At 67.5% G+C, this 26,866-nt stretch carries 18 protein-coding genes; 9 read left to right on the forward strand and 9 right to left on the reverse strand.

Features of this window, described 5'->3' with window-relative positions; all coding sequences use genetic code 11:
- Positions 1-44 precede the first annotated feature (44 nt).
- From purL to H1343_RS09965, 4 genes are all read left to right on the forward strand, one after another.
- Complete coding sequence (gene purL, locus H1343_RS09950; protein ID WP_185982766.1) at positions 45-2,258, forward strand: phosphoribosylformylglycinamidine synthase subunit PurL; 2,214 nt, start codon at positions 45-47, stop codon at positions 2,256-2,258.
- Positions 2,259-2,335: 77 nt separating this feature from the next.
- The gene (locus H1343_RS09955) at positions 2,336-2,569 is read left to right on the forward strand and encodes a BolA/IbaG family iron-sulfur metabolism protein (protein ID WP_185982767.1); all 234 of its coding nucleotides are present in this window, start codon (positions 2,336-2,338) and stop codon (positions 2,567-2,569) included.
- Positions 2,570-2,636: 67 nt separating this feature from the next.
- On the forward strand, positions 2,637-2,978 hold the full coding sequence (grxD, locus tag H1343_RS09960; protein WP_185982768.1) for a Grx4 family monothiol glutaredoxin: 342 nt from the start codon (positions 2,637-2,639) through the stop codon (positions 2,976-2,978).
- 153 nt (positions 2,979-3,131) lie between these two features.
- Complete coding sequence (locus H1343_RS09965) at positions 3,132-4,409, forward strand: multidrug effflux MFS transporter (protein WP_185982769.1); 1,278 nt, start codon at positions 3,132-3,134, stop codon at positions 4,407-4,409.
- A 4-nt stretch (positions 4,410-4,413) separates the two neighbouring features.
- Here H1343_RS09965 and ttcA read toward each other — a convergent pair whose 3' ends face one another.
- The 3 genes from ttcA to H1343_RS09980 form a co-directional block, all read right to left on the reverse strand.
- Positions 4,414-5,268, reverse strand: coding sequence for a tRNA 2-thiocytidine(32) synthetase TtcA (gene ttcA, locus H1343_RS09970; RefSeq protein WP_185982770.1), 855 nt, complete (start codon positions 5,266-5,268; stop codon positions 4,414-4,416).
- 98 nt (positions 5,269-5,366) lie between these two features.
- Positions 5,367-5,984, reverse strand: a complete 618-nt coding sequence (rpsD, locus tag H1343_RS09975; protein ID WP_185982771.1) for a 30S ribosomal protein S4 — start codon at positions 5,982-5,984, stop codon at positions 5,367-5,369.
- Positions 5,985-6,200: 216 nt separating this feature from the next.
- Complete coding sequence (locus tag H1343_RS09980; RefSeq protein ID WP_185982772.1) at positions 6,201-6,359, reverse strand: YqaE/Pmp3 family membrane protein; 159 nt, start codon at positions 6,357-6,359, stop codon at positions 6,201-6,203.
- Between the two features lie 97 nt (positions 6,360-6,456).
- Between H1343_RS09980 and H1343_RS09985 the strand changes: the two genes are divergently transcribed.
- Entirely contained in the window at positions 6,457-6,966 is a 510-nt protein-coding gene (locus H1343_RS09985; protein ID WP_185982773.1) for a hypothetical protein, read from the forward strand.
- On the opposite strand, the gene murI is transcribed toward H1343_RS09985, so the two are convergent.
- Positions 6,963-7,745, reverse strand: coding sequence for a glutamate racemase (gene murI / locus H1343_RS09990; RefSeq protein WP_185982774.1), 783 nt, complete (start codon positions 7,743-7,745; stop codon positions 6,963-6,965). The two genes, H1343_RS09985 and murI, sit on opposite strands and share 4 nt — an antisense overlap.
- A complete protein-coding gene (locus H1343_RS09995) occupies positions 7,742-8,509 on the reverse strand; it encodes an RNA methyltransferase (RefSeq protein WP_185982775.1) in 768 nt (255 codons plus the stop codon). Before H1343_RS09995 ends, murI begins: the two co-directional genes overlap by 4 nt.
- A 189-nt stretch (positions 8,510-8,698) precedes the next feature.
- Here H1343_RS09995 and H1343_RS10000 point away from each other — a divergent pair, with 189 nt between their 5' ends.
- Both H1343_RS10000 and H1343_RS10005 read left to right on the forward strand, forming a co-directional pair.
- On the forward strand, positions 8,699-9,916 hold the full coding sequence (locus tag H1343_RS10000) for an NADP-dependent isocitrate dehydrogenase (protein WP_185982776.1): 1,218 nt from the start codon (positions 8,699-8,701) through the stop codon (positions 9,914-9,916).
- 544 nt (positions 9,917-10,460) lie between these two features.
- Entirely contained in the window at positions 10,461-10,829 is a 369-nt protein-coding gene (locus H1343_RS10005) for a hypothetical protein (RefSeq protein WP_185982777.1), read from the forward strand.
- 110 nt (positions 10,830-10,939) lie between these two features.
- On the opposite strand, the gene alaS is transcribed toward H1343_RS10005, so the two are convergent.
- The 3 genes from alaS to cckA form a co-directional block, all read right to left on the reverse strand.
- Positions 10,940-13,603: an alanine--tRNA ligase gene (gene alaS / locus H1343_RS10010; RefSeq protein ID WP_185982778.1), complete on the reverse strand. Its 2,664-nt coding sequence runs from the start codon at positions 13,601-13,603 to the stop codon at positions 10,940-10,942.
- A gap of 138 nt (positions 13,604-13,741) precedes the next feature.
- Complete coding sequence (gene recA, locus H1343_RS10015) at positions 13,742-14,809, reverse strand: recombinase RecA (protein WP_185982779.1); 1,068 nt, start codon at positions 14,807-14,809, stop codon at positions 13,742-13,744.
- Positions 14,810-15,040: 231 nt separating this feature from the next.
- Positions 15,041-17,599: a cell cycle histidine kinase CckA gene (gene cckA / locus H1343_RS10020; protein WP_185985593.1), complete on the reverse strand. Its 2,559-nt coding sequence runs from the start codon at positions 17,597-17,599 to the stop codon at positions 15,041-15,043.
- A gap of 277 nt (positions 17,600-17,876) precedes the next feature.
- Here cckA and H1343_RS10025 point away from each other — a divergent pair, with 277 nt between their 5' ends.
- Entirely contained in the window at positions 17,877-19,352 is a 1,476-nt protein-coding gene (locus H1343_RS10025) for a flagellar biosynthetic protein FliO (protein WP_185982780.1), read from the forward strand.
- A gap of 109 nt (positions 19,353-19,461) precedes the next feature.
- Here H1343_RS10025 and H1343_RS10030 read toward each other — a convergent pair whose 3' ends face one another.
- Positions 19,462-19,782, reverse strand: coding sequence for a 2Fe-2S iron-sulfur cluster-binding protein (locus tag H1343_RS10030; protein WP_185982781.1), 321 nt, complete (start codon positions 19,780-19,782; stop codon positions 19,462-19,464).
- Positions 19,783-20,180: 398 nt separating this feature from the next.
- Here H1343_RS10030 and H1343_RS10035 point away from each other — a divergent pair, with 398 nt between their 5' ends.
- Entirely contained in the window at positions 20,181-26,762 is a 6,582-nt protein-coding gene (locus tag H1343_RS10035; RefSeq protein WP_185982782.1) for an apolipoprotein A-IV repeat region-like domain-containing protein, read from the forward strand.
- Positions 26,763-26,866: the final 104 nt, after the last annotated feature.

Consider the following 26,866-nt stretch of genomic DNA (forward strand, 5'->3'; position numbering starts at 1 on the left):
AGAGCCTTCACCAGAAACCCTGACCTCGCATCGAAGCCGAGTCCATGACCGATATCGCCATCACGCCGGACCTCGTCGCCTCCCACGGCCTCAAGCCGGACGAATATCAGCGCATCCTCGACCTCATCGGCCGCGAGCCCTCGATCACCGAGCTCGGCATCTTCTCGGCGATGTGGAACGAGCACTGCTCCTACAAATCGTCCAAGCGCTGGCTTCGCACGCTGCCGACAAAGGGTCCGCGCGTCATCCAGGGCCCCGGAGAGAACGCTGGCGTCGTCGATATCGGTGACGGGCTGTGCGTCGTCTTCAAGATGGAGAGCCACAACCACCCCTCTTACATCGAACCGTATCAGGGCGCGGCGACGGGCGTCGGCGGTATCCTGCGCGACGTCTTCACCATGGGCGCGCGCCCAATTGCGGCGATGAACGCTCTGCGCTTCGGTGCGCCCGACCATCCGAAGACCCGGCACCTGGTGGCCGGCGTCGTTGCTGGCGTCGGCGGCTACGGCAATTCCTTCGGCGTGCCGACGGTCGGCGGCGAGGTGAACTTTCATCCGCGCTACAACGGCAACTGCCTCGTCAACGCCTTCGCCGCAGGCTTGGCGAAGAGCGACGCGATCTTCTACTCGCAGGCCAAGGGCGTCGGACTGCCGGTCGTCTATCTGGGCGCAAAGACCGGGCGCGACGGCGTTGGTGGCGCCACGATGGCATCCGCCGAGTTCGACGACACGATCGAGGAGAAGCGCCCGACCGTGCAGGTCGGCGATCCGTTCACCGAGAAGTGCCTTCTGGAAGCCTGCCTCGAACTGATGGAGACGGGCGCCGTCATCGCCATCCAGGACATGGGAGCGGCGGGCCTCACCTGTTCGGCTGTCGAGATGGGCGCCAAGGGCGATCTCGGCATCGAGCTGCAGCTCGACAAGGTGCCGGTGCGCGAGGAGCGCATGAGCGCCTACGAGATGATGCTTTCGGAGAGCCAGGAGCGTATGCTCATGGTGCTCGAGCCTTCGAAGCAGGCCGAGGCCGAGGCGATCTTCGTCAAATGGGGCCTCGACTTCGCCGTGGTCGGCAAGACGACGGACGATCTGCGCTTCCGCGTCCTCTTCGAAGGCCGCGAGGTCGCGAATCTGCCGATCAAGGAGTTGGGCGACGAGGCGCCGGAATACGACCGCCCGTGGGTCGAGCCGAAAGTGCTGCCGACGATCACCGCCTCGCAGATCGCCGAGCCCGCCGACTACGGCAAGGCGCTCCTGAAGATCATCGGCTCGCCGGATATCGCCTCCCGGCGCTGGGTGTTCGAGCAGTACGACACGCTCATCCAGGGCAATTCGCTGCAGCGGCCGGGCGGGGACGGCGGGCTCGTGCGCGTCGACGGCCACCCGACCAAGGCCCTCGCCTTCTCCTCGGACGTGACGCCGCGCTATTGCGAGGCCGATCCGTTCCAGGGCGGTGCCCAGGCGGTGGCCGAATGCTGGCGCAACATCACCGCCACGGGCGCCGAGCCGCTGGCGGCGACCGACAACCTCAATTTCGGCAATCCTGAAAAGCCCGAGATCATGGGCCAGTTCGTGAAGGCCGTGCAGGGCATCGGCGCGGCCTGCGAGGCGCTGGCCTTCCCGATCGTCTCGGGCAACGTCTCGCTCTACAACGAGACCTTCGGTCAAGGCATCCTGCCGACGCCCACGATCGGCGGCGTCGGCCTGGTGGAGGACCGCACGAGAACCGCGCGGGCCGACAACATGGCTGCGGGAGACGTTCTTCTGCTCGTCGGCGGCGACGGCACGCATCTCGGCGCGTCGATCTATCTGCGTGAGATCGAGGGTCGCGAAGAAGGCGCGCCGCCGCCGGTGGACCTCGCACGGGAGAAGGCGAACGGCGACTTCGTGCGCGGGCTGATCCGAGCCGGAACCGTGCGCACCTGCCACGACCTCTCGGACGGCGGCCTCGCTGTCGCGCTCGCCGAGCTCGCGATGGCCTCGAATGTCGGCCTTCGCGCGGTCGTCGTGGGCGCGCGCCACGCTGCCCTCTTCGGTGAGGATCAGGCGCGCTACGTCATCGCCGTATCCGCGGATGCGGCCGACGCGGTGCTCGCCTCGGCGAAGGATTCGGGTGTCGAAATACGCCGCCTGGGCATGGCCGGAGGCGAGCGCTTCGTCGTCGAAGGCGCGATCGACCTGCCGCTTGCCGAACTGACGATCGCGCATGAAAGCTGGTTCCCGGACTTCATGTCCGGTGCCTCCGCGCAGGAAGCGGCCTGAGGGCCGCTCATTGCGGGCGCAGGCCAAACTTCCTATCCTTTCGGCATGTGCCGGCAGGATTCGAGGAGACGCGCCCCATGCCCATGAACGCCCATGACATCGAGAAGATGATCAAGGACGGCATCCCGGACGCGCAGGTCACGATCCGGGATCTGGCAGGCGACGGCGACCATTACGCAGCCGACGTCGTCTCCGAGAGCTTTCGCGGCAAGTCGCGCGTCCAGCAGCACCAGATGGTCTATCAGGCGTTGCAGGGGAACATGGGCGGCATCCTCCATGCGCTGGCGCTCCAGACCAGCGCGCCGAAATAGGTTTTTCGCGAACGGCTCGGGCCCGGCCTGGCCATGTTCGTTTCGAGATCAATGACAGGAGCTCACCATGAGCGGAATCAACGAGTGGATCGACAACGAGGTGAAGACGAACGACGTCATCGTCTTCATGAAGGGCACGCCGGATTTTCCGCAGTGCGGCTTTTCCGGCCAGGTCGTACAGATCCTCAACTATCTGGGCGTGCCATATAAAGGCGTGAACGTCCTTTCCTCGGACGAGCTGCGCAACGGCATCAAGGAATACGGTTCCTGGCCGACGATCCCGCAGGTCTATGTGAAAGGCGAATTCGTGGGCGGTTGCGATATCCTGCGCGAGATGTTCCAGGCAGGCGAACTGCAGGATTTCTTCGCCGAGAAGGGCATCGCGGTTTCGGCACCACAGACGGCCTGAGCAGCGCCTACCTCGCAGCTTTTGAAAAACGTGAAGGCCCGTTCGTGCAAGCGGGCCTTCGCTTTGTCATGTTCGGCGGCTATATGATCAGGCAGGCTTGCGATCCGCCTCCGCGTGGTTCGTCGCGCGCCTGAATTCGAGAAAGATCCGACCATGCCTTCCGCGCCGACCCCGCCGCGCCGGCTCCCCCATTGGGAGCTCGTCACGCTCATCGCCAGCCTGATGGCGCTCAACGCCGCGGCCATCGACATCGTCATCCCGGCGCTCGCCAATATCGGCGCCGCGCTCGACGTCGCGGACGAGAACAGCCGCCAGTTCGCGATCACCGCCTATGTGCTCGGCTTCGGCGCGGCGCAGATCCTCTACGGCACGTTGTCCGACCGCTTCGGTCGCAAGCCCATCCTGATCGTCGGCCTCGTGATCTATACGCTTGCCTCGGTGGCGGCCGCGTTCTCGCCGACCTTCGGCGCACTTCTCGCTTTTCGCGCGATCCAGGGCATCGGCGCTGCGGCGACGCGCGTCGTCGCCGTATCGATCGTGCGCGATCTCTTTGACGGACGGCGTATGGCGAGCGTCATGTCGATCGTGATGATGATCTTCATGGTGATCCCCGTGCTGGCCCCCAATCTCGGGCAGGTCGTTATGATGTTCGGCAACTGGCGCGAGCTGTTCCTCGTGGTGGCGGCGTTCGGCCTGGTCGTTTCGATCTGGTCGCTGCTGCGCCTGCCCGAGACGCTGCATCCGGATGACCGCATCCCGCTGACCGCCGAACGCGTGCTTCTGGCGTTTCGCACCGTCGTGACGAACCGCATGGCCTTCGGCTATGCGCTGGCCACCGCGCTGATCTTCGGTGTCCTCTTCGCCTTCATCAGCCAGGCCGAGCAGGTCTACACCGGCGTCTACGGCATCGGCCCGGAGTTCACGCTGTACTTCTCGGCCGTCGCGATCCTCATGGCCTGCGCCTCCTTCGCGAATTCGCGGCTGGTCGAGCGGTTCGGCACGCGGCGGTTGTCGCACGGGGCGCTGATTGCCTTCATGGTGTTCGGCGGCATCCAGCTCGTCATCGCCATCGCGATGGGCGGTTCGGCGCCCTTCTGGGCCTTCCTGCCGCTGACGGCGCTGACCTTCTGCATGTTCGGCCTCATCGGCACGAACTTCAACGCGCTGGCCATGGACCCGCTCGGTCACGTGGCCGGCACGGCCTCCTCGGTGCTGGGCTTCCTGCAGACGCTGGGCGGCGGGCTCATCGGCGCCGCGATCGGCTACCTCTACAACGGCACGACCATTCCGCTCCTGACGGGCTTCCTCGTGCTGTCGGCGGGTTCGCTCGTCTGCGTGTTCATCGCCGAGAATGGCCAGCTCTTCCGTGCGCGCAATGCTGCGCCGGAGGCCGTGTCGGTGACCGGCGGGAGCGAGCAGGCGGCGGAATAGCGACTCAGCTTCGCGGCGCCAGCGCCGCGAAATCGAACAGGGCCGGGTCGTTCAGATGGCCCGGCCGCACGTTCGCCAAGGCTTTTGCCATCGTTTCCTTGCGGCCGGGGAACCGCCGTTCCAGATCGCCGAGAAACGCCTTGATCGCGTTGCGCTGCAACCCGTCCTGGCTGCCGCACAGATCACAGGGGATGATCGGAAAGGCCATCGCTGCGGCGAAGCGCGCGATGTCGTCCTCGGCCGAGCCCATCAACGGGCGCAATACCAGAAGATCGCCCTCGTCGTTCAGGAGCTTGGCGGGCATCGCCGACAGCTTGCCGCCGTGCATCATGTTGAGAAAGAACGTCTCCAGCCCGTCATCGCGATGATGGCCGAGAACGAGCGCCTCGCAGCCCTCCTCCCGCGCGATGCGGTAGAGATTGCCGCGTCGCAGACGAGAGCACAGCGCGCAATAGGTCGCGCCTGCCGGCACCTTCTCCTTCACCACCGAATAGGTATCGCGATACTCGATACGGTGGGCCACGCCGTGCGCGGTCAGGAACTCCGGCAGGACACGCTTCGGAAAATTCGGCTGGCCCTGGTCCAGATTGCAAGCGAGAAGGTCGACAGGCAGAAGCCCGCGCCATTTCAGGTCCATCAGCAGTGCCAGCAGCGTGTAGGAGTCCTTGCCGCCGGACAGGCCGACCAGCCATCGTGCGCCCGGCCGCACCATCGCATGGCTATCGATCGTCTCGCGCGTCTGGCGGATCAGCCGCTTGCGCAGCTTGTTGAACGCACCGCTCTGCGGCGCGCCCCGGTACAACGACAAGCCACCCTCGGGCTCGGCCCCGGCGATTTCGAACTCCGGCGAATCCAGCATGGCTTCGATGATCCTTCAGGCCGGCGTTTTCCTGCCATCCTAACGAAAAAGGCCGCGACGAGCGCGGCCTTCTCCAGAAATCGAATGGCGTCCGCCGATCAGCGCGAGTAGAACTCGACGACGAGGTTCGGCTCCATCACGACGGCGTAAGGCACGTCGTGCAGGCCGGGCACGCGGGCGAAGGTCGCGACCATCTTGGAGTGATCGGCCTCGATGTAGTCCGGCACATCACGCTCGGCGAGCTGCGTCGCTTCGATCAGCGCGGTGAGCTGCTTGGACTTCTGGCGAACCTCGATCACGTCGCCGGCCTTGCAGCGGAACGAACCGATATTGGTGCGCACGCCGTTGACGCTGACATGGCCGTGGTTCACGAACTGACGCGCCGCGAAGATCGTGGGCACGAACTTGGCGCGATACACGATCGCGTCGAGACGCGACTCGAGCAGGCCGATCAGGTTTTCCGAGGTATCGCCACGACGACGGGCAGCTTCCTCGTAGATCTTGCGGAACTGCTTCTCGGACACGTCGCCGTAGTAGCCCTTGAGCTTCTGCTTGGCGCGCAACTGCGTGCCGAAATCGCTCATCTTGGACTTGCGGCGCTGGCCATGCTGGCCCGGGCCGTACTGGCGACGGTTCACCGGGGACTTCGGACGACCCCAGATGTTCTCGCCCATACGGCGATCGATCTTGTACTTGGAAGCTTCGCGCTTGCTCATCGCATTTCCTTCAAACGAAGATGCCCGGACGGACCCATTCCGCCGGGCGAGGAAACGCGCCCTCCTCTGCTCGCCTATTGGCGAACTGACAGGGCGGCGCTGCAAGAGCTGCCCGCCCACGGGACACGTAAAACCGGCGGGGGCAGGCCCCACCGGCTGCGGCTTTCCTAGTGGCGATGCCTGCCTATGTCAATCGCGTGTCGTCCCGCCAACACTTCAGCGGCGGGCGATGATCCACACCGCATGGACGATGCCCGGGATGTAGCCAAGCAGCGTCAGAAGGATGTTGATCCAGAAGTGCTTGCCAAGCCCCTCCTGCAGAAAGACGCCGAGAGGAGGAAGGATGATGGCGCAGATGATGCGAATGAGGTCCATGGAACTGCCGTGTGGTTTCTCGTCGCGCATCGAACGTCACAGGGGCGACGTCGGTTCCTGACAACCTGTGACGGAGAAGAATGGAGACGTCCCCGGAATGAAGCCCTTCCCGACTACCCTTGCCGCGTGCCTCGCCGTCCTTGCCGCCACGACCGGCGCGTCGGCCGAGGCGGACTATCTAACGCGCTTCGAGGGACAGTTCTCCGGTTCGGGCACCGTCCAGCGCGACGTCGATCCGCAGCCGCGCCGCGTCTCCTGCCAGGTGAACGGCACGCTACCCTCGGAAACGGAACTCGACATCTCCGGAAGCTGCCGCGCAGCGGTCGTCTTCACGCGGCAGATCGGTGCACAGATTCGCTACGATCCGTCGAGCGAGAGTTTCTCCGGCGTCTATATCGGCGGCGCGACCGGTCCGGCGCAGCTTTCCGGCGGGCGCCTGAGCGGCGACACGCTGACGATGACGCTGACCTACCCCGCGCCCGTCTTCGGTGATTCGACCGCCACGATGACGATCCGGGCCGGCTCGAACGGCTTTTCCTTCACCGTCACGGATCAGGTGAACGGCGAAAATGTCAGCACAACCGACATCCAGCTCTCATCGCGCTAGTTGCACGCCAATCCGAAGCCATGCAGCAGCCGTCGCGTCGGATAGTCCGGCGTCCCTGCGGTAAAAACGGCACGATCGAAACCTTCGGGCAGCGAGGCGACCACGTCCGGCAGAAACTTCGCGGCCTGCCGCGCGATGGCCTCGGCCGGGTCCAGCCAGTCCACCGGCCAGGGCGCGATCTTGCGAAACATGTTGGCGAGGAACGGGTAATGCGTGCAGGCGAGCACGACGATGTCGGTGCGGCGGCCGTCGCGCTCCACAAAGCAGCCTGAAATTTCAGCCTCCAACTCGTCGAAGCCGACGCGCTCCCCGCGGATATGCGCCTCGGCCAGCGCCGCCAGTCTTTTCGAGCCGACAAGCGTCACCTCGCAATCCTTGGCGAAGTCCGTGATGAGGCCGCGCGTATAGCCGCGCTTGACGGTGCCGGGCGTCGCCAGGACGCTGACGAGGCCCGAGCGCGAGCGCTCCGCCGCGGGCTTGATCGCCGGCACGGTGCCCACGAACGGGATGTCGAACCGCGTGCGAAGTTCGGTCATCACCAGCGTGGAAGCGGTGTTGCAGGCGATGACGGCAAGTTGCGGATTCAGATCATCGATCAGCGTGCCGAAGAGGTCGCAGATGCGCTCGATCAGCGCCTCCTCCTCCCAGTCCCCGTAGGGAAAACCCGCATCGTCGGCGAAGAAGACGTAGCGCCGGTCCGGGATGACGACGCGCATTTCCCGCAGGACCGTGAGGCCGCCGACACCCGAATCGAAGACGATGATCGGCTTGTCGCTCACGCCGCGCCCGCCCCGCGCCGGAGCGATCGGATCACCCCACGCAGTGCGTGGACCTCGCCCTCCGTCAGTTCGGCGCGCGTCAGGAGGTTGCGCAGGTTGTGGACGAGCGCCGGGCGCCGTTCGGGCGGAAAGAAGTAACCCGTCTCGTCCAGTTCCCCTTCCAGATGCGCGAACAGGCGGAAGAGGTCTTCCTTCGGTGCCGGCGGCTCGGGCGGCGACTCGACGCGCGGTCGCCCGCCCGCAGCGCCGCTGGCGCGCATCCACTCGTAGCTCATCAGAAGAACGGCCTGCGCGATGTTGAGCGAGGCGAAGGCCGGGTTCACGGGGAAGGTGACGATCTCGTCGGCCAGATCGACCTCTTCGTTCGAAAGGCCGAAGCGTTCACGCCCGAAGAGGATGCCGGTGCCCTCGCCTTGCCCCATGCGCTCGCGCAGCTTGTCGGACGCCTCGGCCGGGCCGATGACGCTCTTGACCGAATAGCGCGGGCGCGCGGTCGTCGCGACGACGTAACGAAGATCGGCCACGGCCGCCTCCACGGTGTCGAAGAGGCGAGCGGCATCGATCACCGGGTCCGCGCGGGAGGCGGCGGCACGCGCCTTCTCGCTGGGCCAGCCGTCCCGCGGGTTGACGATCCGCAGGTCCGACAGGCCGAAATTGGCCATCGCGCGCGCGACCATGCCGATGTTCTCGCCGAGCTGCGGCTCGACGAGAACCACCGCCGGCCCGCCGCTCAGCCACTCGTCGCTCCGGTTCGTTCCCGCCACGTCCGCACCCATCCTGCACATCGTCAAAGAGGCCGTCAGCCCGGCCTCGCCGCCACCTCGAAAGCGAGGCCATCCTCGCCTTTGCAGGCAGCGGAGCGGGTGTTATACGCGCCCTGACGTTTTTTGAAGAGGAGCGCCGAAAGTGCCGCGCCGCAAGGCCCGGCACCGGCGCCAAGGGAAGGCTGACGCATGGCGAAGATCAAGGTCGCAAATCCGGTCGTGGAACTCGACGGCGACGAGATGACCCGGATCATCTGGCAGTTCATCAAGGACAAGCTGATCCACCCCTATCTCGACATCAATCTCGAGTACTATGACCTCTCGGTCGAGAAGCGCGACGAGACGAACGACCAGATCACGATCGACGCGGCCAACGCCATCAAGAAGCACGGCGTCGGCGTGAAGTGCGCCACGATCACCCCCGACGAGCAGCGCGTCGAGGAGTTCGGCCTGAAGAAGATGTGGCGCTCGCCCAACGGCACGATCCGCAACATCCTCGGCGGCGTGATCTTCCGTGAGCCGATCATCATGCAGAACGTGCCGCGCCTCGTGCCGGGCTGGACGCAGCCGATCATCGTCGGCCGCCACGCCTTCGGCGACCAGTACCGCGCGACCGACTTCCGCTTCCCCGGCAAAGGCACGCTGACGATCAAGTTCGTCGGCGAGGACGGCGAGACGATCGAGCACGAGGTCTTCCAATCGCCCGGCTCGGGCGTTGCGATGGCGATGTACAATCTCGACGATTCGATCCGCGAGTTCGCGCGCGCCTCGTTCAACTACGGGCTGATGCGCAACTATCCGGTCTACATGTCCACCAAGAACACCATCCTGAAGGCCTATGACGGGCGCTTCAAGGATCTCTTCCAGGAGGTGTTCGACGCCGAGTTCAAGGCGGAGTTCGAGAAGCGCAAGCTCACCTACGAGCACCGCCTGATCGACGACATGGTCGCCTCCGCCCTGAAGTGGTCCGGCGGCTACGTCTGGGCCTGCAAGAACTACGACGGCGACGTGCAGTCAGACATCGTGGCGCAGGGCTTCGGCTCTCTTGGCCTGATGACCTCCGTCCTGATGACGCCGGACGGCAAGACGGTGGAGGCCGAGGCCGCCCACGGCACCGTCACGCGCCACTACCGCCAACACCAGAAGGGCCAGGAGACCTCGACCAACTCCATCGCCTCGATCTTCGCCTGGACGCGGGGCCTCGCTCACCGCGCCAAGCTCGACGACAACGCCGAGCTCGCCAAGTTCGCCGACACGCTCGAGAAGGTCTGCATCGACACGGTCGAGGCCGGCCACATGACCAAGGATCTCGCCCTCCTCATCGGCCCGGACCAGCCGTGGCTTTCCACGACCGGCTTCCTCGACAAGGTGGACGAGAACCTCCAGAAGGCGATGTCCGCCGCCTAATCTGGAAGGTCATCGAAGACGAAAGGCCCGGTCTCGACCGGGCCTTTCGCATTACGGGCCGTCGTCACGCCTTTTCGCACGTCGAGCCTCCCGCCGAGCGGTCCCAGGGGGTGCGAAGGCCCAGGAGAGCCCTCGACGTCTCGCCCGCAAGCCCGCGCGGCGCAGCGGAACACCGCCCGGGACCGCGCGATCGCGTCACGGCCGCTGGCTATCGCCACGTACGTGCCGTTGGCGCGGCGCTGGCCGGGTCGGCTTGCCGATGTGCGGCCGGATGTAAGCTGAAAGCTGCCTGAGCGTCGCGGACGCCTGAAGCGCCGTGCCCGAATAGGTCGAATGACCGCATCGTCGACCGATCGGAGCGACCCGATCGCGAGACCGCTCGTTACTCGGCACGGGGTCCGTTCAGCGCGCATTCAATCTTGATGGAACAATGGTGGGATGTCGCGTGCATCCAAGCCGCGCGCGGGGCGTTGCGGAAATGCGCGCCCGTTCCTTCGGCGGCTCGGCCGCCGCAAAGAGATAGGCAACAGGAGACCGACTGCCCATGGCCTTCACCAGAATCCTCGTAGCAGCCACGTTCACGACCGCCCTCTCGGGCGCAACCCTTGCGCAGACGACGCTCGTAGAGGTCGACGATCGCGCGATGGTTGCGCCCTTCGGCATCGCCGCTGATCTCCTCGACGACATCGACGTCTATTCGCAGGCCGGCGTCGAGATCGGCGACGTGGAAGAAATCGTCGGGCCCGACCGTCAAACCGCCACGCATCTCGTCGTCGATTTCGACGACGATGATGGCTACCCCGACCGCGACGACGTCATCGTGCCGATCGAAGCCTTCGCACTCGACGCCAACCGGCTGGTCATCTCGTTGACCCCGCAGGACGTTCAGCCGCTGCCCATTTGGGACGACTGACGACGACGGGCGCGGCGCAGATAGCCCGCGCCCAATCCCGCACGCGCAAACCCGACCTAGGTCCTATCGACATTCGCGCGCTGCGCCCGGCTTTCGATTGTCGGTCGGCCCTAGGCGGCCGAGAGCCGAGCCTCCACTGCCGCGATCGCGTCCTGCGCTCTCGCAGCCTCCGGTCCACCGGCCTGCGCCATATCCGGCCGGCCACCGCCGCCCTTGCCGCCGATCGCCTCGCTGGCCCCGCGCACGAGATCGACGGCATCGAAGCGGCCCGTCAGGTCGGGCGTGACGCCGACGACGACGCTGGCCTTACCGTCCGCGACGCCGACGAGCGCCACGACCCCGGAGCCGAGCCCGCCCTTCAGTTCGTCGACGAGGCCCTTCAGATCCTTCGCCGCGACGCCTTCGAGGACGCGCCCGACGAAGCTGACACCCGCGACATCGCGCGCGCCCGTCTCGCCAGAAGGCGCACCGTCGCCGACGAGCGCCAGGCGCTTTTTCGCTTCCGCAAGTTCACGCTCCATGCGGCGACGCTCCTCGACGAGCGCTTCCACGCGCCTGGGCACGTCCGCCGCGGACACCTTCAACAGGCTCGCGAGCTGGCGCATGCGCTCGTCCTGCTCGCCGAGATAGGCGCGCGCGGCCGCGCCCGTCAGCGCCTCGATACGCCGGACGCCAGCCCCGACCGCGCTTTCGGAGACGACATGAACAAGGCCGATCTCGCCGGTCGAACGGGCGTGCGTGCCGCCGCATAACTCGATCGAGAAGGTCTTGCCGGCCTTCTCGCCCTCCTGCGCCGTGCCCATCGAAACGACACGGACCTCGTCGCCGTACTTCTCGCCGAAGAGTGCCATCGCGCCCGTCTCGATCGCGTCATCGACGGCCATCAGCCGCGTCTCGACCGGCGAGTTCTGCAGGACGATCGCATTCGCCAACCGCTCGACCTCAGCCAGCTCGCCGGCATCCATCGGCTTGGGATGGGAGAAATCGAAGCGCAGGCGATCGGGCGCGACCTGCGAGCCCTTCTGCGCGACATGCGTGCCAAGGATCTCGCGCAGGCCCTCGTGCAGAAGATGCGTCGCCGAATGATTGGCGCGGATTTTCGCCCGGCGAGCGTGGTCGACCTCCAGCTCCAGAGCCGTGCCGACACGCAGCGTTCCCTCGACGACGCGGCCGCGATGCACGAACAGCCCGTCCGCCACCTTTTGCGTATCGGTGACCTCGAAGCGCGCGCCCTCACCCGTCATCGAACCCGTATCGCCGACCTGGCCACCTGACTCGCCGTAAAACGGCGTCTGGTTCAGGACGACCGAAACTTCCTCACCCGCCGCCGCATGCATCACCTCGGCTCCATCGCGCACGAGCGCGGCGACCTGCCCCTCTGCGGTCTCCGTCTCGTAGCCGAGAAATTCCGTCGCCCCGACGCGGTCGCGAATCGGGAACCAGATGCCGTCCGCCGCAGCCTCACCGGAGCCCGCCCAGCTCGCCCGCGCTTCGGCCTTCTGTCGGGCCATCGCATCCTGGAAACCGGACAGATCGACATGGATGCCGCGCGAACGCAGCGCGTCCTGCGTCAGGTCGAGCGGGAAGCCGTAGGTGTCGTAAAGCTTGAACGCCGTCTCGCCGCCGAGCGTGCCGCCTTCCGACAGATCGGCGGTCGCCTCGTTGAGCAGCGTCAGGCCGCGATCGAGCGTCGTCAGGAAGCGCTTCTCCTCGAGCTTCAGCGTCTCGGAAATCAGGCTCTCCGCGCGAACCAGTTCGGGATAGGCGTTGCCCATCTCCGCGACGAGCGTCGGCAGAACTCGGAAGAGCACGGGATCGCGCGCCCCGAGCAGTTTGGCGTGGCGCATGGCGCGGCGCATGATCCGGCGCAGCACATAGCCGCGGCCCTCGTTCGAGGGCAAAACGCCGTCCGCGATCAGGAAGGCCGTCGAACGCAGATGGTCGGCGATCACCCGATGGCTGGCCAGCGCGTCGCCCTCGGCGCGCGAGCCGACCGCTTCCTCGACCGAAGCGATCAGACGCCGGAAGAGGTCCGTCTCGTAGTTCGAGGTCACGCCCTGCAGGATCGCGGCCATGCGCTCGAGGCCCATGCCGGTGTCGATCGACGGGCGCGGCAGATCAAGCCGCTCGTCGGCCGAGATCTGCTCGTACTGCATGAAGACGAGGTTCCAGAACTCGAGGAACCGGTCACCGTCCTCGTCGGGCGATCCCGGAGGACCACCGAAGACGCCCTCGCCCTGGTCGTAGAAGATCTCAGAGCATGGACCACAGGGGCCCGTCTCTCCCATCGACCAGAAATTATCCGAGGTCGGGATGCGGATGATGCGCTCGTCCGAAAAACCCGCGATCGACTTCCACAGACGCGCCGCCTCGTCGTCTTCGGAATAGACGGTGACGAGGAGGCGGCTCTTGTCGAGGCCGAATTCCTTCGTGACCAGATTCCAGGCGAGGCTGATCGCCTCTTCCTTGAAATAGTCGCCGAACGAGAAATTCCCGAGCATCTCGAAGAAGGTGTGGTGCCGGGCGGTGTAGCCGACATTGTCGAGATCGTTGTGCTTGCCACCCGCGCGCACGACCTTCTGGGCCGTCGTCGCGCGGCTGTAGGGGCGCTTCTCGATGCCGGTGAAGACGTTCTTGAACTGCACCATGCCGGCGTTCGTGAACATCAGCGTCGGATCGTTGCGCGGCACCAGCGGCGATGAGGCGACTTTCTCGTGCCCGTTCTTCGCAAAATACTGAAGAAACGCCGAGCGGATCTCGTTCACGCCGTTCATGCCAGGACCTTCATACGCGCAAGGGATGCGGGAAGATGCCGGACGGTCAAGCCGCGCCGGCACCGGCGAGGCTTGTAACGCTCCGCCCCTGGACTGTCCATCACGACGCGGAGCCGCGCCGGCGGCCCTCCTCGCGGATCAGTCCTCCAGCGGGTCTGGGCCGCTCTGGTCGAGAAGCTGCTCGGCGATCAGCCCGGCATTCTGGCGGATCGAGGTCTCGATCTCGTTCGCCACGTCGGGGTTGTCGCGCAGGAACTGCTTGGCGTTCTCGCGGCCCTGCCCGAGCCGCTGCGAGCTGTAGGAGAACCACGCGCCCGACTTCTCGACGATGCCGGACTTCACGCCGAGATCGATGAGTTCGCCCGTCTTTGAGACGCCCTCGCCGTACATGATATCGAATTCGACCTGCTTGAAGGGCGGCGCCAGCTTGTTCTTGACCACCTTCACGCGGGTCTGGTTGCCCGTCACCTCCTCACGGTCCTTGATCGCGCCGATGCGGCGGATGTCGAGGCGCACCGAGGAGTAGAACTTGAGCGCATTGCCGCCGGTCGTCGTCTCCGGATTGCCGAACATAACGCCGATCTTCATGCGGATCTGGTTGATGAAGATGACCATGCACTTGGAGCGCGAGATCGAACCGGTCAGCTTGCGCAGCGCCTGGCTCATCAGGCGGGCCTGCATGCCGGGCAACGAGTCGCCCATCTCGCCCTCGATCTCGGCGCGCGGCGTCAGCGCGGCGACCGAATCGACGACGAGGACGTCGATCGCGCCAGAGCGCACCAGCGTATCGACGATCTCCAGCGCCTGCTCGCCCGTGTCAGGCTGCGAGATCAGGAGGTCTTCGAGATTGACGCCGAGCTTGCGGGCATAGACCGGATCAAGCGCATGTTCCGCATCGACGAAGGCGCAGATGCCGCCGGCCTTCTGGGCCTCGGCGACGGTGTGCAGCGCAAGCGTCGTCTTGCCCGAGCTTTCCGGTCCGTAGATCTCGACGATCCGCCCCTTGGGCAGGCCGCCGATGCCGAGTGCGATGTCGAGCCCGAGCGAGCCGGTCGACACCGTTTCGATGTCGAGCTTCTCGGTCGCGCCGAGGCGCATGATCGAGCCTTTCCCGAAGGCGCGCTCGATCTGCGAAAGCGCTGCGTCGAGGGCTTTTGTCTTGTCCAACGAACTGTCCTCAACGAGACGGAGAGTACTCTGTGCCATGGGGCAGGCTCCTTATTTCACGCGGGACTGAATGGCGCAATCACACCTCGGATAGATGGCATGTACCCTTTTTGTTCCACTTCGGCAAGAGATGTTCCCTTATTGTTCTCGATTAGCATGACTGATTTGCGCGGCGGCCGGTGAGCGGAATTGCCAAGAAAGAGTAAACGCCCGAATCGCTGCGCTCGCATGCCGGCGTCCAGCGCCCCCGCAGGCGGCCCGCCTCGGATGCTACTCGTCGAGCATGTCCTTCACCGCCACCGCAAGCTCTCGCAGCGAGAAAGGCTTGGCGAGGAAGCCGAACTTCTCTCCCTCCGGCAGGTTCTTGGCGAACGCGTCCTCGGCGTAACCGGAGACGAAGATGAACTTCAGATCGGGCCGCGTCTTGCGCATCTCGCGCAGGAGCGAGGGGCCATCCATCTCGGGCATCACCACGTCCGAGACGACGAGATCGATCTGCCCGCCCAGCTCGGCCATCACGTCCAGCGCCTCGACGCCCGAAGAGGCCTCGTGGACCTCGTAGCCGCGCATCTTCAGGGCGCGCACATTGCCCGCGCGCACGTGATCCTCGTCCTCGACGAGCAGGATAGAGGCCGTGCCGGACAGGTCGATCTTGGCCGAGGAGGCGGAGACGGCCGCTGCTGGGATCTCGCGCGCCGGCGCGCTCTCGGCCGGAACGTGGCGCGGCAGAAAGATGCGGAAGGTCGTGCCCTGTCCAAGCGTCGAATCGACGAAGATGAAGCCGCCCGACTGCTTGACGATGCCGTAGACCATCGAGAGGCCGAGGCCGGTGCCCTTGCCGATCTCCTTGGTGGTGAAGAACGGCTCGAAGATGCGCTCGGCGACATCCGCCGGCATGCCGGTTCCCGTGTCCGCCACCTCGACGAGCACGTAGTCCCCCTCGCCGAGTTCCCCGTAGGGCAGACCGGCCGCCTCGGTGGCGGGCACGTTGCGCGTGGAGATGGTGATCGTGCCGCCCTCGACCATCGCGTCGCGTGCATTCTGCACGAGATTGGTGATCACCTGCTCGAACTGGCCGATATCGGCCATAACGGGCCACAGGTCGCGGCCGTGGTGACGCTCGAGCTTCACAAGGTCGCCGACGATCCGCTTCAGGAGAAGATGCATGTCGGCGACGACGTCCGTCAGGCTCAGCATCTTCGGGCGCATGGTCTGGCGGCGCGAGTAGGCCAGCAACTGGCGCACCAGCGAGGCGGCGCGGTTGGCGCTCTGCTTGATCAGAAGAAGGTCCTGGAAGGACGGATCACCCGAGCGGTGATTGAGAAGGAGGAAATCCACCGAGGCGGTGATGATCGTCAGGACGTTGTTGAAGTCGTGCGCGATGCCGCCCGCAAGATTGCCGATCGCCTGCATGCGCTGGGCCTTGGCGAACTGCTCCTCAAGCGCCCGCTGGTCGGTGAAGTCGACGCCGTAGAGGATCACACTGTCGCCCGAGCCGTCCGTCAGGTCGGAAACGGCGCTGAAGTAGAGGCGCACCGAACGTGCGCTCTCACCCGCGAGGTCGACGTCAATGGACGGAATACCCGCCTGCCCGCGCCCGGCAGCCGAAAGCGACTGGCGGATCGGATCCCGGCTGTCGTCGCGCACCGCGTCCTGCAGCGCGACCGACCCGCCCGCCGCCGCCTCGCCGAAGAGCCGCGCGAAGGCCGCGTTGGCGCGGGTCGCTCGACCGTTTTCGTCAAGCGCGGCAATGGCCATGGGCGAAGAGTTGAAGAATCGCGTGAAGCGCAACTCGGCCGCTTCGAGACTGCGGGCGCCGTCCGCTTCCATCGCGCGGTTGAGGACGAGCGTGCGCGTGGGGCCGGGTGCACCGTCAGCGGTCGCCGTATCCTGGCGCAGCAGCCGGACAGGGAAGCGCTGGCCGCTCGTCTTGACGAAGTCGATGTCGAAGACCTGCGTACGCGGCGCGCCCTCCGCCGGGCGGCCGACGGCCGCAGCTTCCGAGCCGGCGAGGTCTTCGAGCGACAACGCGCCCGGCTTGAAGGAGGCGAGATCGACGCCGAGCCAGCTCGCCAGCGTTGCGTTCATATAGGTGAGGCGGCCGTCCTCGGACGCGGCAAAGAAGCCGGCGGGCGCATGGTCGAGATAGTCGATCGCGTGCTGGAGATCCTGGAAGAAACTCTCCTGCTCGCGCCGCTCGGGCGAGATGTCGGTGAGCTGCCAGATGCGCAGGTCGCCGTTCACACCGCCCTTGAGGGGCCGTACGGAGGCGCGATACCAACGAGGGGCGGGATCGCCGCCGCCGGCCAGCGGGCGCGAAAGGCGGAACTCCTCCTGCCCCGCCCCGCCCTCGCGCGCGAGATTGGCCAGCCTGTAAAGCGCTTCGGATGCTTCCGGCTCTCGCGCCAGAAGGCGCTCGAGCGTGCGCACGTCCCCGGCCGTGGCGGCGCCCGTCACCGCCCCATACGCGGCATTGGCGTAGATGATGCGCCCCTTGCGGTCGGTCACGATGGTGCCGTCCGGCAGGCCGTCCATGAAGCCGCGCGCGATGGCATCGTCGGCGCGGCGCGGCGCGAGCTGCACGAGGCCCAGCGCCAGGCCGAACATCGCGATGATGCCGACGATGGCGAGGAAGCCGAAGATCGTCAGGAGCGCGAGCGGCCCGTAGGCATGGCCGAACAGGGCGAGCGTCGCCGAGAAGACGAAGAGGAAGCCGCCGAGGAAGATCAGCCGTCGCATGCCGCCGGCGCGTGCGCCGCGATCGATCAGGGCGCCTTCTCCCGGCACCGGGGTCTCTGCAGGCTCGCGGGCTGGGCTCTGGGCGGGCATCTCGATGGTCATCGTTCCTGCGTGAACTGAAGGCCTCTGGAAGCCCGGTTTGCATCGCCTCCCGCGGCCGCACAAGATCGCCGCGCGCGCGACTCGGAGCCCTGCCCGGTTTGCGCCCGGCAGCTTCGTCCGACATGATGGCAAAGTCCATAGAGGGCGAAACTGACGCCGCCCTTGAAGCCCGGCGCGCGAAAAGCCATGAACGCGGTCCATGAATTTCGATCTTTGCGGCGAGCGCTTTCGATTCGCCTCCGAGGCATAGCAGGAGAGCTATCAGATGCAAGACTGGTTGGCCGGCATCGTGGGTGAAGGCGCGGCGCCGATCGTGTCCTTTATCCTGGCCGCCGTCATCGTGCTCGCCGTCGTGGTCATTGTGCTCGGCCTGATGCGCCGCATGATGGGCGGGCGCATCGGCATCGGCGGCTCTCAGGCACCGAGGCTCGCGATCGTCGACGTGACCGGCGTCGACCAGCGCCGCAAGCTGGTGCTGGTGCGCCGCGACGGGGTGGAACACCTCCTCCTGATCGGCGGCCAGAACGACCTCGTTGTCGAGGCCCATATCGGCCGGGCGCCGCCGCAGCCGCGCGGCGCACGCGTGGAGCCGGGTTTCGCGCAGCCGCCCCGTCCAGCACAGGCACCGGCACCCGCACCGGCCAGCGCTCCGATTCCCGTCGCGGCGGCCGCCGCGACGCAGCGTCCGCGCACCGTGGAGCGGACGCCTGAGCCGACGGTCGATATGCACGGCCCTGTGGCGTCCGCTCGCGGGCCACAGAATGCCAAACAGGACACTAGGAACGAAGACGCCTCCGTGCGCATGCGCGAAGAGCCTCGTCTCCCGGTCGCCCCGAAGGTAGAGCCGGTCGTTTCGGCGGAAGCGCGCACTGCGAACGTTGTGCCGCCCGTCGCAGCCCCCGCGGCGGCCCCTTCCCGGCCGCAGCCGTCATCGGCCCCGGCCAGGACACCCGAGCCGGCCGACATCCCGCCCGCTCCGCCGGCCCCTTCGTCGCCATTGGCTGCGAGTTCCTCCGCGCCGCAGGCGCCTGAACAGTCAGCACGCCCTTCGGCTCCCTCCATTGCCCCCCAGCCGCGCCCTGCGCCGCCGATGACCGCGCCCCTGCCGCGCGCGACGCCGGTTCTTCCAGCGGCCGAGCTCGCCGCCGAGCGCGTGCCGCCCCAGCGCCCGGCCCCGACCATCGAACCTCCAGTCGTCGCACCTCCGGCCTCCCGGGCCAGCTCGGTCGCTCCACCGGTTTCGTCCCCGGCCGCTCCTGCGGCCCCCCCGCCCGGTGAGCGCTCCGCGCCGTTCCCGCCCTTCGTGCAGCGTCAGCCCGCACGCGCAGAACCGCAGGCACCCCGCGTACCAGCTCCGGCCCCGCCTGCGCCTACGCTGCCGGTGCCCGAGGTGGCCCCGCCCGCAGAGCGCCAACCCTTGAGCGTGCGCAGCTTTGCCTCGACCATCCAGAACCGGCCGGCACCGGCTCCCACCGAACCGGTGCGCCGCGAGCCGGAGGTCGCAAAGCCGGTCCCCAGCGCGCCTTCCTCCGAGCCCGCTCGCAAGGAGCCGACGCTTGACGACGATCTCGGCGATCTTCTGGAGAAGGAGTTTTCGAGCTCCGACGATCTGAAGGCATCCGAGCCGTCCCGCGACGCTCCTTCGCCGTCCCGCGGGCGCAAGGACGCCGGCCTGTCGCTCGAGGAAGAGATGGAGCAGCTCCTGCGCGATTTCTCCACGCAGACCGGCGACCGCCGCTGACGCACTGCACCGGGGCGCCGTCAGCGCGCCCGCTTCCGTCGATCAGGCCCGCAAGTCACACGTGATCTGCGGGCCTGCTGCGTTGTGGAAGAGCCTGGCTGAAGCGCCGTCAGCCCTGGCGCTCGGGAACGCCGAGAACGAGGCCGTCGAGCGCCTCGCTCACGCGGATCTGGCACGACAGGCGCGAGCCCGCCCGCACGTCGTAGGCGAAGTCCAGCATGTCCTCCTCCATCTCGGAGGGTGCCGGCAGAGCCGCGCGCCAGGCCTCGTCCACATAGACATGACAAGTGGCGCAGGCGCAGGCTCCGCCGCAATCGGCGTCGATGCCCGGCACGTCGTTGCGCACCGCGTTCTCCATCGCCGTGGTGCCGTTGGCGGCGTCGATCTCGTAGCGCTCGCCGCCCGTCGTCTGGAAGATGATCCTGGTCATGGCGCTGGCTTTGGCTGCAGCGCGTGCGACTGTCAACGTGCGAAAACAGGTGCCGCGGGCGCTTCATCGCGTGCTCGAACTGCTAGCATGGTGTAGGCTGGCCTAACGTCCACGGTGGCATTGCACCGATCGTCCGGGGGCCAGGGCGGGCCGCTTTTCCGGCGCCGCAAGGGCTCCGCCCCCTTGCCGATCGAATTTTCGGCTTAACGTTAACCTTATGTTTAAACTTGTAGGGACCGCCCGGTTTTACGGTTTCTTTCGCCCGGACCGGCCACTACCATGAGGATGCGTCAATGCGTGCGCTCGCCCTTGGGCGGCGCGCGTCCCGTCCGGAGAGCGCTTCGTGCGTTCGCGGGGCCGGTGCGGGAACCCGGGTAACGAGTATCGAGGCGGCGAAGATGTCCAACACCAAGACGGCCGAGCAACTATCCGATGAAGCTCTCTTCGAGCTGGAGGAAGCGCTGCGGGATACGGACTTCCTTCAGCCCGGCGATCTCGACGCCGGCAGGCAGGAGCCAGATCCGGACGATCTCGACCTGAGCGATCTCGACCTCGCCTTCAGCGAGTTCGACCGCAATTTCGAGGAGGCCACGAGCGCCCTACGCCAGGACGCGGGCGCCGCCACCGCTGAGACCGGCCGGGCCGACAACGTCGTCGCCTTCGACATGCCGGAAGCAGCCGAGCCCGACGCCGGTCCTGTCGACGAGACGGCCGCGGCCGCGACGGCCGCCGCCATCGCCATGCTGCCCGCTGGCAACGCCGAGCGCGCGGCTTCCGCTTCCGCCGCCGATCGCACCCTTGGCGATCACCCAGCCCCTCGCGCCGACGAGGCCCCTCGCCGGGCCAACACGCCAGCGAACGACGAGAACCGTTCGGCGGCCGCGATGGCCGAGGGCATGTTCCAACGCCGCGCGTCCGCGCGTCCGGTCGTGATCGGTGCGGTCGCGGCGGGCATCTGGGTGCTCGGCGTCGGCGCGGCCGCCACCGCCTTCTTCTCCACGGCAACCCTTTCGTCGGCAGGCCCGGAGCGCGCACTTCTTGTCGCGCTCTTCGCCGCCGCCGCACTGTTGCCGGCCCTGCTCATCATGGGCGTCGCATTCATGACGCGCCGCGCGCAGGACCTGCGCCTGACCACCCGCTCACTTGCCGAGGTGGCACTGCGGCTCGCCGAGCCGGACGCGCTTGCCGGAGAACGCGTCTCGAGCGTCGGCCAGACGATCCGCCGCGAGGTTTCGGCTCTCGGCGAAGGCGTTGAGCGTTCGCTGGCCCGCATGAGCGAGCTGGAATCGCTCGTGCGCGGCGAGGTGAGTTCGCTGGAAAGCGCCTATGCCGACAACGAGGTCCGCATCCGCGCTCTCGTCGGCGACATGGGCGCCGAGCGTGAGGCGCTTCTTTCTCATGCCGAGACGCTGCGCGGCTCGCTCGTCGGCGCCCATCAGCGCATGATCGAGGACGTGGACGGCGCCTCCGGCGACATCCTCTCCCGGATGGAGACCGCTTCGGAGCGTTTCAGCACGCTGATCTCGGAGCGTGGCGAGGCGCTGGCGCGCGAGCACGAGGAGCGCATGGCCGCGATGCTGGCGGCCTTCGAGGCGCAGAGCCGCGAGGCCGACGAACGCGCAGGCCTCGTCGCCCAGACCCTCTCCACCCGCATCTCCGAAACGGCCGAGTCCGCCGTCGAGCGCCTGCGCACCGCCGGGGCCGAGATCGGCACCCTTCTCGACGCGCGCACCAACGCGCTCGATGCCCATGCCGAAGAGCTCGACACGCGCCTCTCGCGTGCGAGCGAAGAGGCGCTGGGCCGCCTGACCAAGGTCCACGACACGATCGAGACGGCGCTTCGCGACAACACGCAGGGTCTCGACGAGGACAACACGATCTTCATCGCCACGCTGGCGGCCACGCTGTCCGAGCGTACCGAGCAGATCGAGGCCGAGGGCGAGCGCCTCATTGCGCGCCTCACCGCCGCTCTCGACGAGCGCGCAGAGCGGTCGCAGGCGCTTCTTTCGCAGAACGGCGACGACATGATCGGCCGCTTCGACGAGCGGCTCGGCAAGCTGGACGAGGCCGTCAACGGCCGCGCGGCCGAGCTCGTCGAATCGATCGATCGTCGCGCGGCGGCCATCGACAGTTCCACCGGCCGCGTCGCCGATCTCCTGCGCGAGCGCACGTCGGACTTCGCCCGCACGCTGACGGAGCGTGCCGGCGAGATCGCGCGTGCCTTCGCCGACGGCCAGGCCGAGTTCGGCACCCGCGCTAGCGATGCCGTCGCCCTTGCGAACGCCTCTCTGGACGGGCGGGTCGACGAGATCCGCGCCAGCCTCAACGCGCGTCTCGATGCGATCGCCGAACTCCTCGCCGAGCGGGCCAGCGATCTGGATACCTCCCTCGCCTTCGCGCAGCACAGCCTGGCGGCGACGCTGGAGGAGCGCGGTGACGCCATCTCGCAGACGATCGAGGGCAATCTCGAGCGCGTCAGCGGCCTTCTCGAAGGCGTCGAAGGCAAGCTCGCGTCCGGCGTCGACGAGAAGGCCACGCGTCTCGGCGGTGCGCTCGACGAGCGTGTCGCGCGCTTCGCCTCGCTGGTCGACGACAACCGCGTGCGCCTCGAGCGCGGCCTGGAGGAGCGTCTGGGCGCCTTCGAACGCCTGCTCGCCGACCGCAGCGAGGCGATCACCGTCTCCTTCGATGCCGGCCATCGCTCCGTCTCCGGCATGCTCGACGACCATTCCACGCGCCTGTTCGGCGGCATTGAGGAGCGCGCACGCGACCTGTCCCGCTCGATCGAGGACAAGCTCACCGGCAGCGATGCGCTCATGCGCGAGAGCAGCGAGCGCATTCTTGCTTCGCTCGACAACCACGCCGCGCAGCTCGACGAGCATGTCGTCAAGCGCCTCGAAGACGCTCTCGCCGTCTCCGCCGAGAGCCGCGAACGCTTCGTGGAACGTGTGTCTTCGGAGACCGCGAGCGTCCGCGAGACCTTCGACGAGGCCGCACGCCGCGTGGCCGACGAGCTTTCCGGCCGCGTCGAGACACTGTCGCAGGCCGTGGACGCCTCGCGCAAACGGATGATCGAAGGCTTCGACGAGGGCGCGGGTCGCTTCCGCGAGACGCTGGAAGAGCGCTCGGACGGCTTCGCCAGGAATGTCGAGACCAGCCTTTCCAGCGCGCTGGCCGCAATGGAGAATGCGCTCGTTCTCATGACCGAAGGCCTAGACGGGCGCACGGCGAGCCTCAAGGCTGTCGGAGACGACATCCGCGAGACCGTGCTTTCGGGCCTGGAGGACAAGCTTTCGGCGGTCCAGTCGCTGCTGGATGGCTCGCAAGCCGGCTTCCTGGCGGGGATCGATGAGCGCGCGTCCCTTTTCGGAGCTGCCATCGACGAGCGACGCGACGCGCTGGCCGGTTCGGTCGACGAGCGCCTCACCGCCCTTCGCGAGACGCTCTCGCAGATCGATGCCCGCGTCTCCGGTGCGCTGGAGGATCAGCGCATCGACATCGCGACCAATGTCGAGGAGGCCGCCCGCTCGCTCGCCGCGACGCTCAGCGACCGCGCCGACGATGTGCGCCGCGCACTGGAGGACAGCGCCGGCGAGATCGGCCAGGCCCTCGATACGCGCCGCGAGGAGATCGCGGCCGTTCTCAACGGCGGCACGGACAACCTCAACACAGCTTTCGAGGAGCGTACCCAGGCAATTGCCACCACGCTCGAGCGTGGCCTCGGCAACGTCGAGCGCACGCTCGCCAACCGCGCCTCGCTGATCGCCGAGGCACTGCGCGAGGCGATCGTTTCCGCCACCGGGCTCATGGGTGCCGAGGCCGAGCGTGCCCGCGAAGGGCTCGAGGAGCAGACAAGGCGCCTCGCGCTCAGTGTCGGCGAGATCGGCACCGTGTTCGACCGCTCCAGCCAGACGGCACGCGAAAGCTTCAGCGCCGAGGCCGAGCGCTTCGGCGCGATGCTGGAGGAGATCGCCAGCGGCCTGCGCAGCCGCACGGAGGAAGCCCGTGAACTTCTGTCCGGCGAAGGCGAACGCGTCGCGACGAGCTTCACCGAGGCGAGCCGCAATCTCCGCCAGATCGCCGAGGACGTCCGCGGCGACCTCTCGCAGGACGCCGATACGCTGGCCAAGCGCCTTGCCGACGTCTCCGCGCAGTTGCGCCAGGAGGCCGAGGAGGCCCGTGCGGGGCTTTCGGCGGAGGGTGGCCGGTTCGTCACGCAGATCGGCGGCGCCTCGCTGGCGATGCGCACCGAGGCGGAGGCCGCCCATTCGCGCCTCTCCGGGGTGGCGGGCGAGTTCGTCGAGACGCTCGGCGGCCTGACCACGCGCTTCACCGAAGAGACCGAAAGCGCGCGCCGCGCGCTCGACCGCGGCTCCTCTTCGCTTGTCTCGTCGATCGGCGAAGCGACAAGCCTTCTGCGCGATGCCGGCGCAAGCTCGCGCGAGAACCTCTCGGAGAATGCCGCGCTCATGGCGTCGAGCTTCGAGACCGTCTCGCACACGCTCGCCGAGGAGATGGCGCGCGTTCGCACCGAGATGGGCGAGCGTACCACGCAGATCCGCGAGACGCTGGCGCGCGACGCCGCAAGCTTCTCCGAAACGGTGGCAGGCGCGGCCCTCGCCATCCGTTCGGCGACCGAGGCTTCGTCGTCGAACCTCGACGAGCGCGCTTCCCGCTTCACGCAGGAAATGGCCGCCCTCACCGAGCAGCTTCGCGAGGCGCTCGGCGATACGTCGCAGACGCTCGGCGGCGAGCTTCGTGCCGCCGGCGGCGTCCTGCGCGAGGAGGCCGATGCGGTTTCGCGTGGCCTGCGCGCGGACGTCCAGTCGATCACGCGCACGCTGCGTGAGGATGCGACCGGCGTTTCTGCCGGATTCGCCAACGATCTCGAAGGGATCCGGCGCACCGTTCTCAGCGAGGGCGAAGCGCTTTCCGAGCGTCTTGCAGGTGTGTCCGTGGCCCTTCGCGTGGAAGCCGACAAGGCTCGCCAGGCCATGCTCGATGGCGCCGGTGCCTTCGGCGAGGAGATCACGGAACGGGTGGCCGCGTCCCAGCATGCTCTGGCCGAGCGCGCGAGCGCCATCGGCTCCGAGTTCGACGGACATCTCTCCGCCTTCGAGGCGCTGTTCGCCGGTCGCAGCCGCGAAATCGCCCGCCTCATCGAGGAGGAGGCCCGCCCGCTCGCCGACCGCTTCTCCGCCAGCGGCGAGGAGATCGGCGCGGCGCTCGACGAGAGCGCCCGTGCCGCCGCCGACCGCCTGCGCATGGAGAACGAGCGTCTGGCGGCCGACTTCGCCCGCAACGCCGAAGAGGCGATCGGGCGCATCCGACAGAGCTCAGGCGAGATCGCCGAGATTCTGTCGGAGCGCTCGGATGCGGCGGCGGACGTGCTGGCCGGCGCCCGTACGCGCCTCGGCGACGAGGTTGAGGGCCTGATCGGGCGCCTCGGCGAGGCCGGCAGCTCACTGCATGCGCTCGTCGACCGAGCGTCGTCGGAGTTCACCGCCGTCGAGACCGCCTTGTCCGAGACGCGCGAGCGCTTCGGCGAGGGCGCCGAACGCGCCGCCGGCTCGATCGCCGAGACCTCGCGACGCCTGGAGAACAACGTCCAGACGCTCGACGGCCTGTCGGCCAACGCTTTCGAGCAGATTTCCGAGATCGCCGAGCGCTTCGGCGAACATGGAAGGATGCTGACCGAGGCGACGGCGCTCATCGACGCGACCCAGATGCGCCTGGGCACTTCGCTCGCCGAGCGCCAGGCGAGCCTGGAGGCGTTGTCCAACGGTCTCGTCGCGCGCTCCGAGGAGATCGGCGCGACGATCCGGTCCTTCGAGGAAGTCGTCGAGCGCGTGTTCGACGGAACCGGCGAGCGCTCGCGCAATCTGGCGAACGACCTGTCGACGCGCCTCACCGCGACGCTGGACGAGGCCGGACGCCGGCTGGAGTCCACGCAGGCCATATCGCGCGAGGCCGCGGATGAGATCCGCGAGACGGTGCGCACCGTGGTCGAGGAGGCGGCCCAGCGCTTCGCGCAGGCGACCGAGGAGATGCGCGGCACCGCCTCGTCGCTGCGCGGCGAACTCGAGACAACGCGCGAGGAACTCAAGCGTGGCGTCTTCGATCTGCCGGAAGAGGCTCGCGAAAGCACGCAGGCCATGCGCCGGGCGGTGTCGGACCAGATCCGCGCCCTGCGCGAGCTGGGCGACATCGTCGCCCAGTCCGGCCGCTCGCTGGACGTGCGCGCGCCTCGTGCGGCGGCCGTCGAGGCTCGGACCGTCAGCGCCGTGAAGACGGACGCGCAGGCCGAGGACGTCCGTTCCGCCGGCGCCATCCTCTCCGAGGGCAATCTCGCTCGCGACCTGCGCGGCTCTTTCGACACGAGCCGCCCTGGGCCGGTTCGTCCGGCACCGGTCGCGGCGCAGCCTGTCGCCACACAGCCACCGCGAGCGTCCTCTGCGCCGCTCCGCCCGGCGGCGAGCCCGGCACCGGTGGCCGGCGAAGGCGCGCGTTCGGGTGGCTGGGTCTCCGATCTTCTGCGCCGGGCTTCGCGCGAGCCGGATGAGGCCGAGGTCGAGGCTTCCGACCAAGCCATCGCCGCGGCGGCAACCGGTGGCCCGGCGCCTCGCTCGGTCGAGCATGTCGAGGAATCGCTGAACTCGCTGTCGGTCGACATCGCCCGCGCGATCGACCATGACGCCTCGCTGGAGCTCTGGGACCGCTACCGCAACGGCGAGCGCAACGTGTTCACGCGCCGCCTCTACACGCTGAAGGGCCAGCAGACCTTCGACGAAATCCGCCGCAAGTATCAGCGCGACGGCGATTTCAAGAAGGCGGTGGATCGGTACATCGGCGATTTCGAGATGCTGCTCGCGGACGTGCAACGCAACGATGCCGACAGCACCCGCACACGCGGCTATCTCGGCTCGGACACCGGCAAGGTCTACACGATGCTAGCCCACGCCTCCGGCCGCTTCGACTGAAGCGGCTTGGCGCCGCACCCCAGGGGGCGAGGCCGCGCCCTGGTCCGTTGATGCTGAGTGCTCCCTTGGGGGGAAGCCTAGAAAAGACAAAGGCCCGGTCGACG

This window comes from Aureimonas mangrovi (assembly GCF_014058705.1).
Taxonomy (GTDB): Bacteria; Pseudomonadota; Alphaproteobacteria; order Rhizobiales; family Rhizobiaceae; genus Aureimonas; species Aureimonas mangrovi.

Coding starts and splice junctions, on each gene's coding strand:
- alaS (WP_185982778.1), bottom strand. CDS start 13,603: ATGAACGGCGTGAACGAGATCCGCTCGGCGTTTCTTCAGTATTTTGCG.
- H1343_RS09965 (WP_185982769.1), top strand. CDS start 3,132: ATGCCTTCCGCGCCGACCCCGCCGCGCCGGCTCCCCCATTGGGAGCTC.
- purL (WP_185982766.1), top strand. CDS start 45: ATGACCGATATCGCCATCACGCCGGACCTCGTCGCCTCCCACGGCCTC.
- rpsD (WP_185982771.1), bottom strand. CDS start 5,984: ATGAGCAAGCGCGAAGCTTCCAAGTACAAGATCGATCGCCGTATGGGC.
- recA (WP_185982779.1), bottom strand. CDS start 14,809: ATGGCACAGAGTACTCTCCGTCTCGTTGAGGACAGTTCGTTGGACAAG.
- ttcA (WP_185982770.1), bottom strand. CDS start 5,268: ATGCTGGATTCGCCGGAGTTCGAAATCGCCGGGGCCGAGCCCGAGGGT.
- H1343_RS10030 (WP_185982781.1), bottom strand. CDS start 19,782: ATGACCAGGATCATCTTCCAGACGACGGGCGGCGAGCGCTACGAGATC.
- H1343_RS09985 (WP_185982773.1), top strand. CDS start 6,457: ATGAAGCCCTTCCCGACTACCCTTGCCGCGTGCCTCGCCGTCCTTGCC.
- H1343_RS10025 (WP_185982780.1), top strand. CDS start 17,877: ATGCAAGACTGGTTGGCCGGCATCGTGGGTGAAGGCGCGGCGCCGATC.
- H1343_RS10000 (WP_185982776.1), top strand. CDS start 8,699: ATGGCGAAGATCAAGGTCGCAAATCCGGTCGTGGAACTCGACGGCGAC.
- H1343_RS09980 (WP_185982772.1), bottom strand. CDS start 6,359: ATGGACCTCATTCGCATCATCTGCGCCATCATCCTTCCTCCTCTCGGC.
- H1343_RS10005 (WP_185982777.1), top strand. CDS start 10,461: ATGGCCTTCACCAGAATCCTCGTAGCAGCCACGTTCACGACCGCCCTC.
- cckA (WP_185985593.1), bottom strand. CDS start 17,599: ATGCCCGCCCAGAGCCCAGCCCGCGAGCCTGCAGAGACCCCGGTGCCG.
- H1343_RS09955 (WP_185982767.1), top strand. CDS start 2,336: ATGCCCATGAACGCCCATGACATCGAGAAGATGATCAAGGACGGCATC.
- grxD (WP_185982768.1), top strand. CDS start 2,637: ATGAGCGGAATCAACGAGTGGATCGACAACGAGGTGAAGACGAACGAC.
- H1343_RS10035 (WP_185982782.1), top strand. CDS start 20,181: ATGTCCAACACCAAGACGGCCGAGCAACTATCCGATGAAGCTCTCTTC.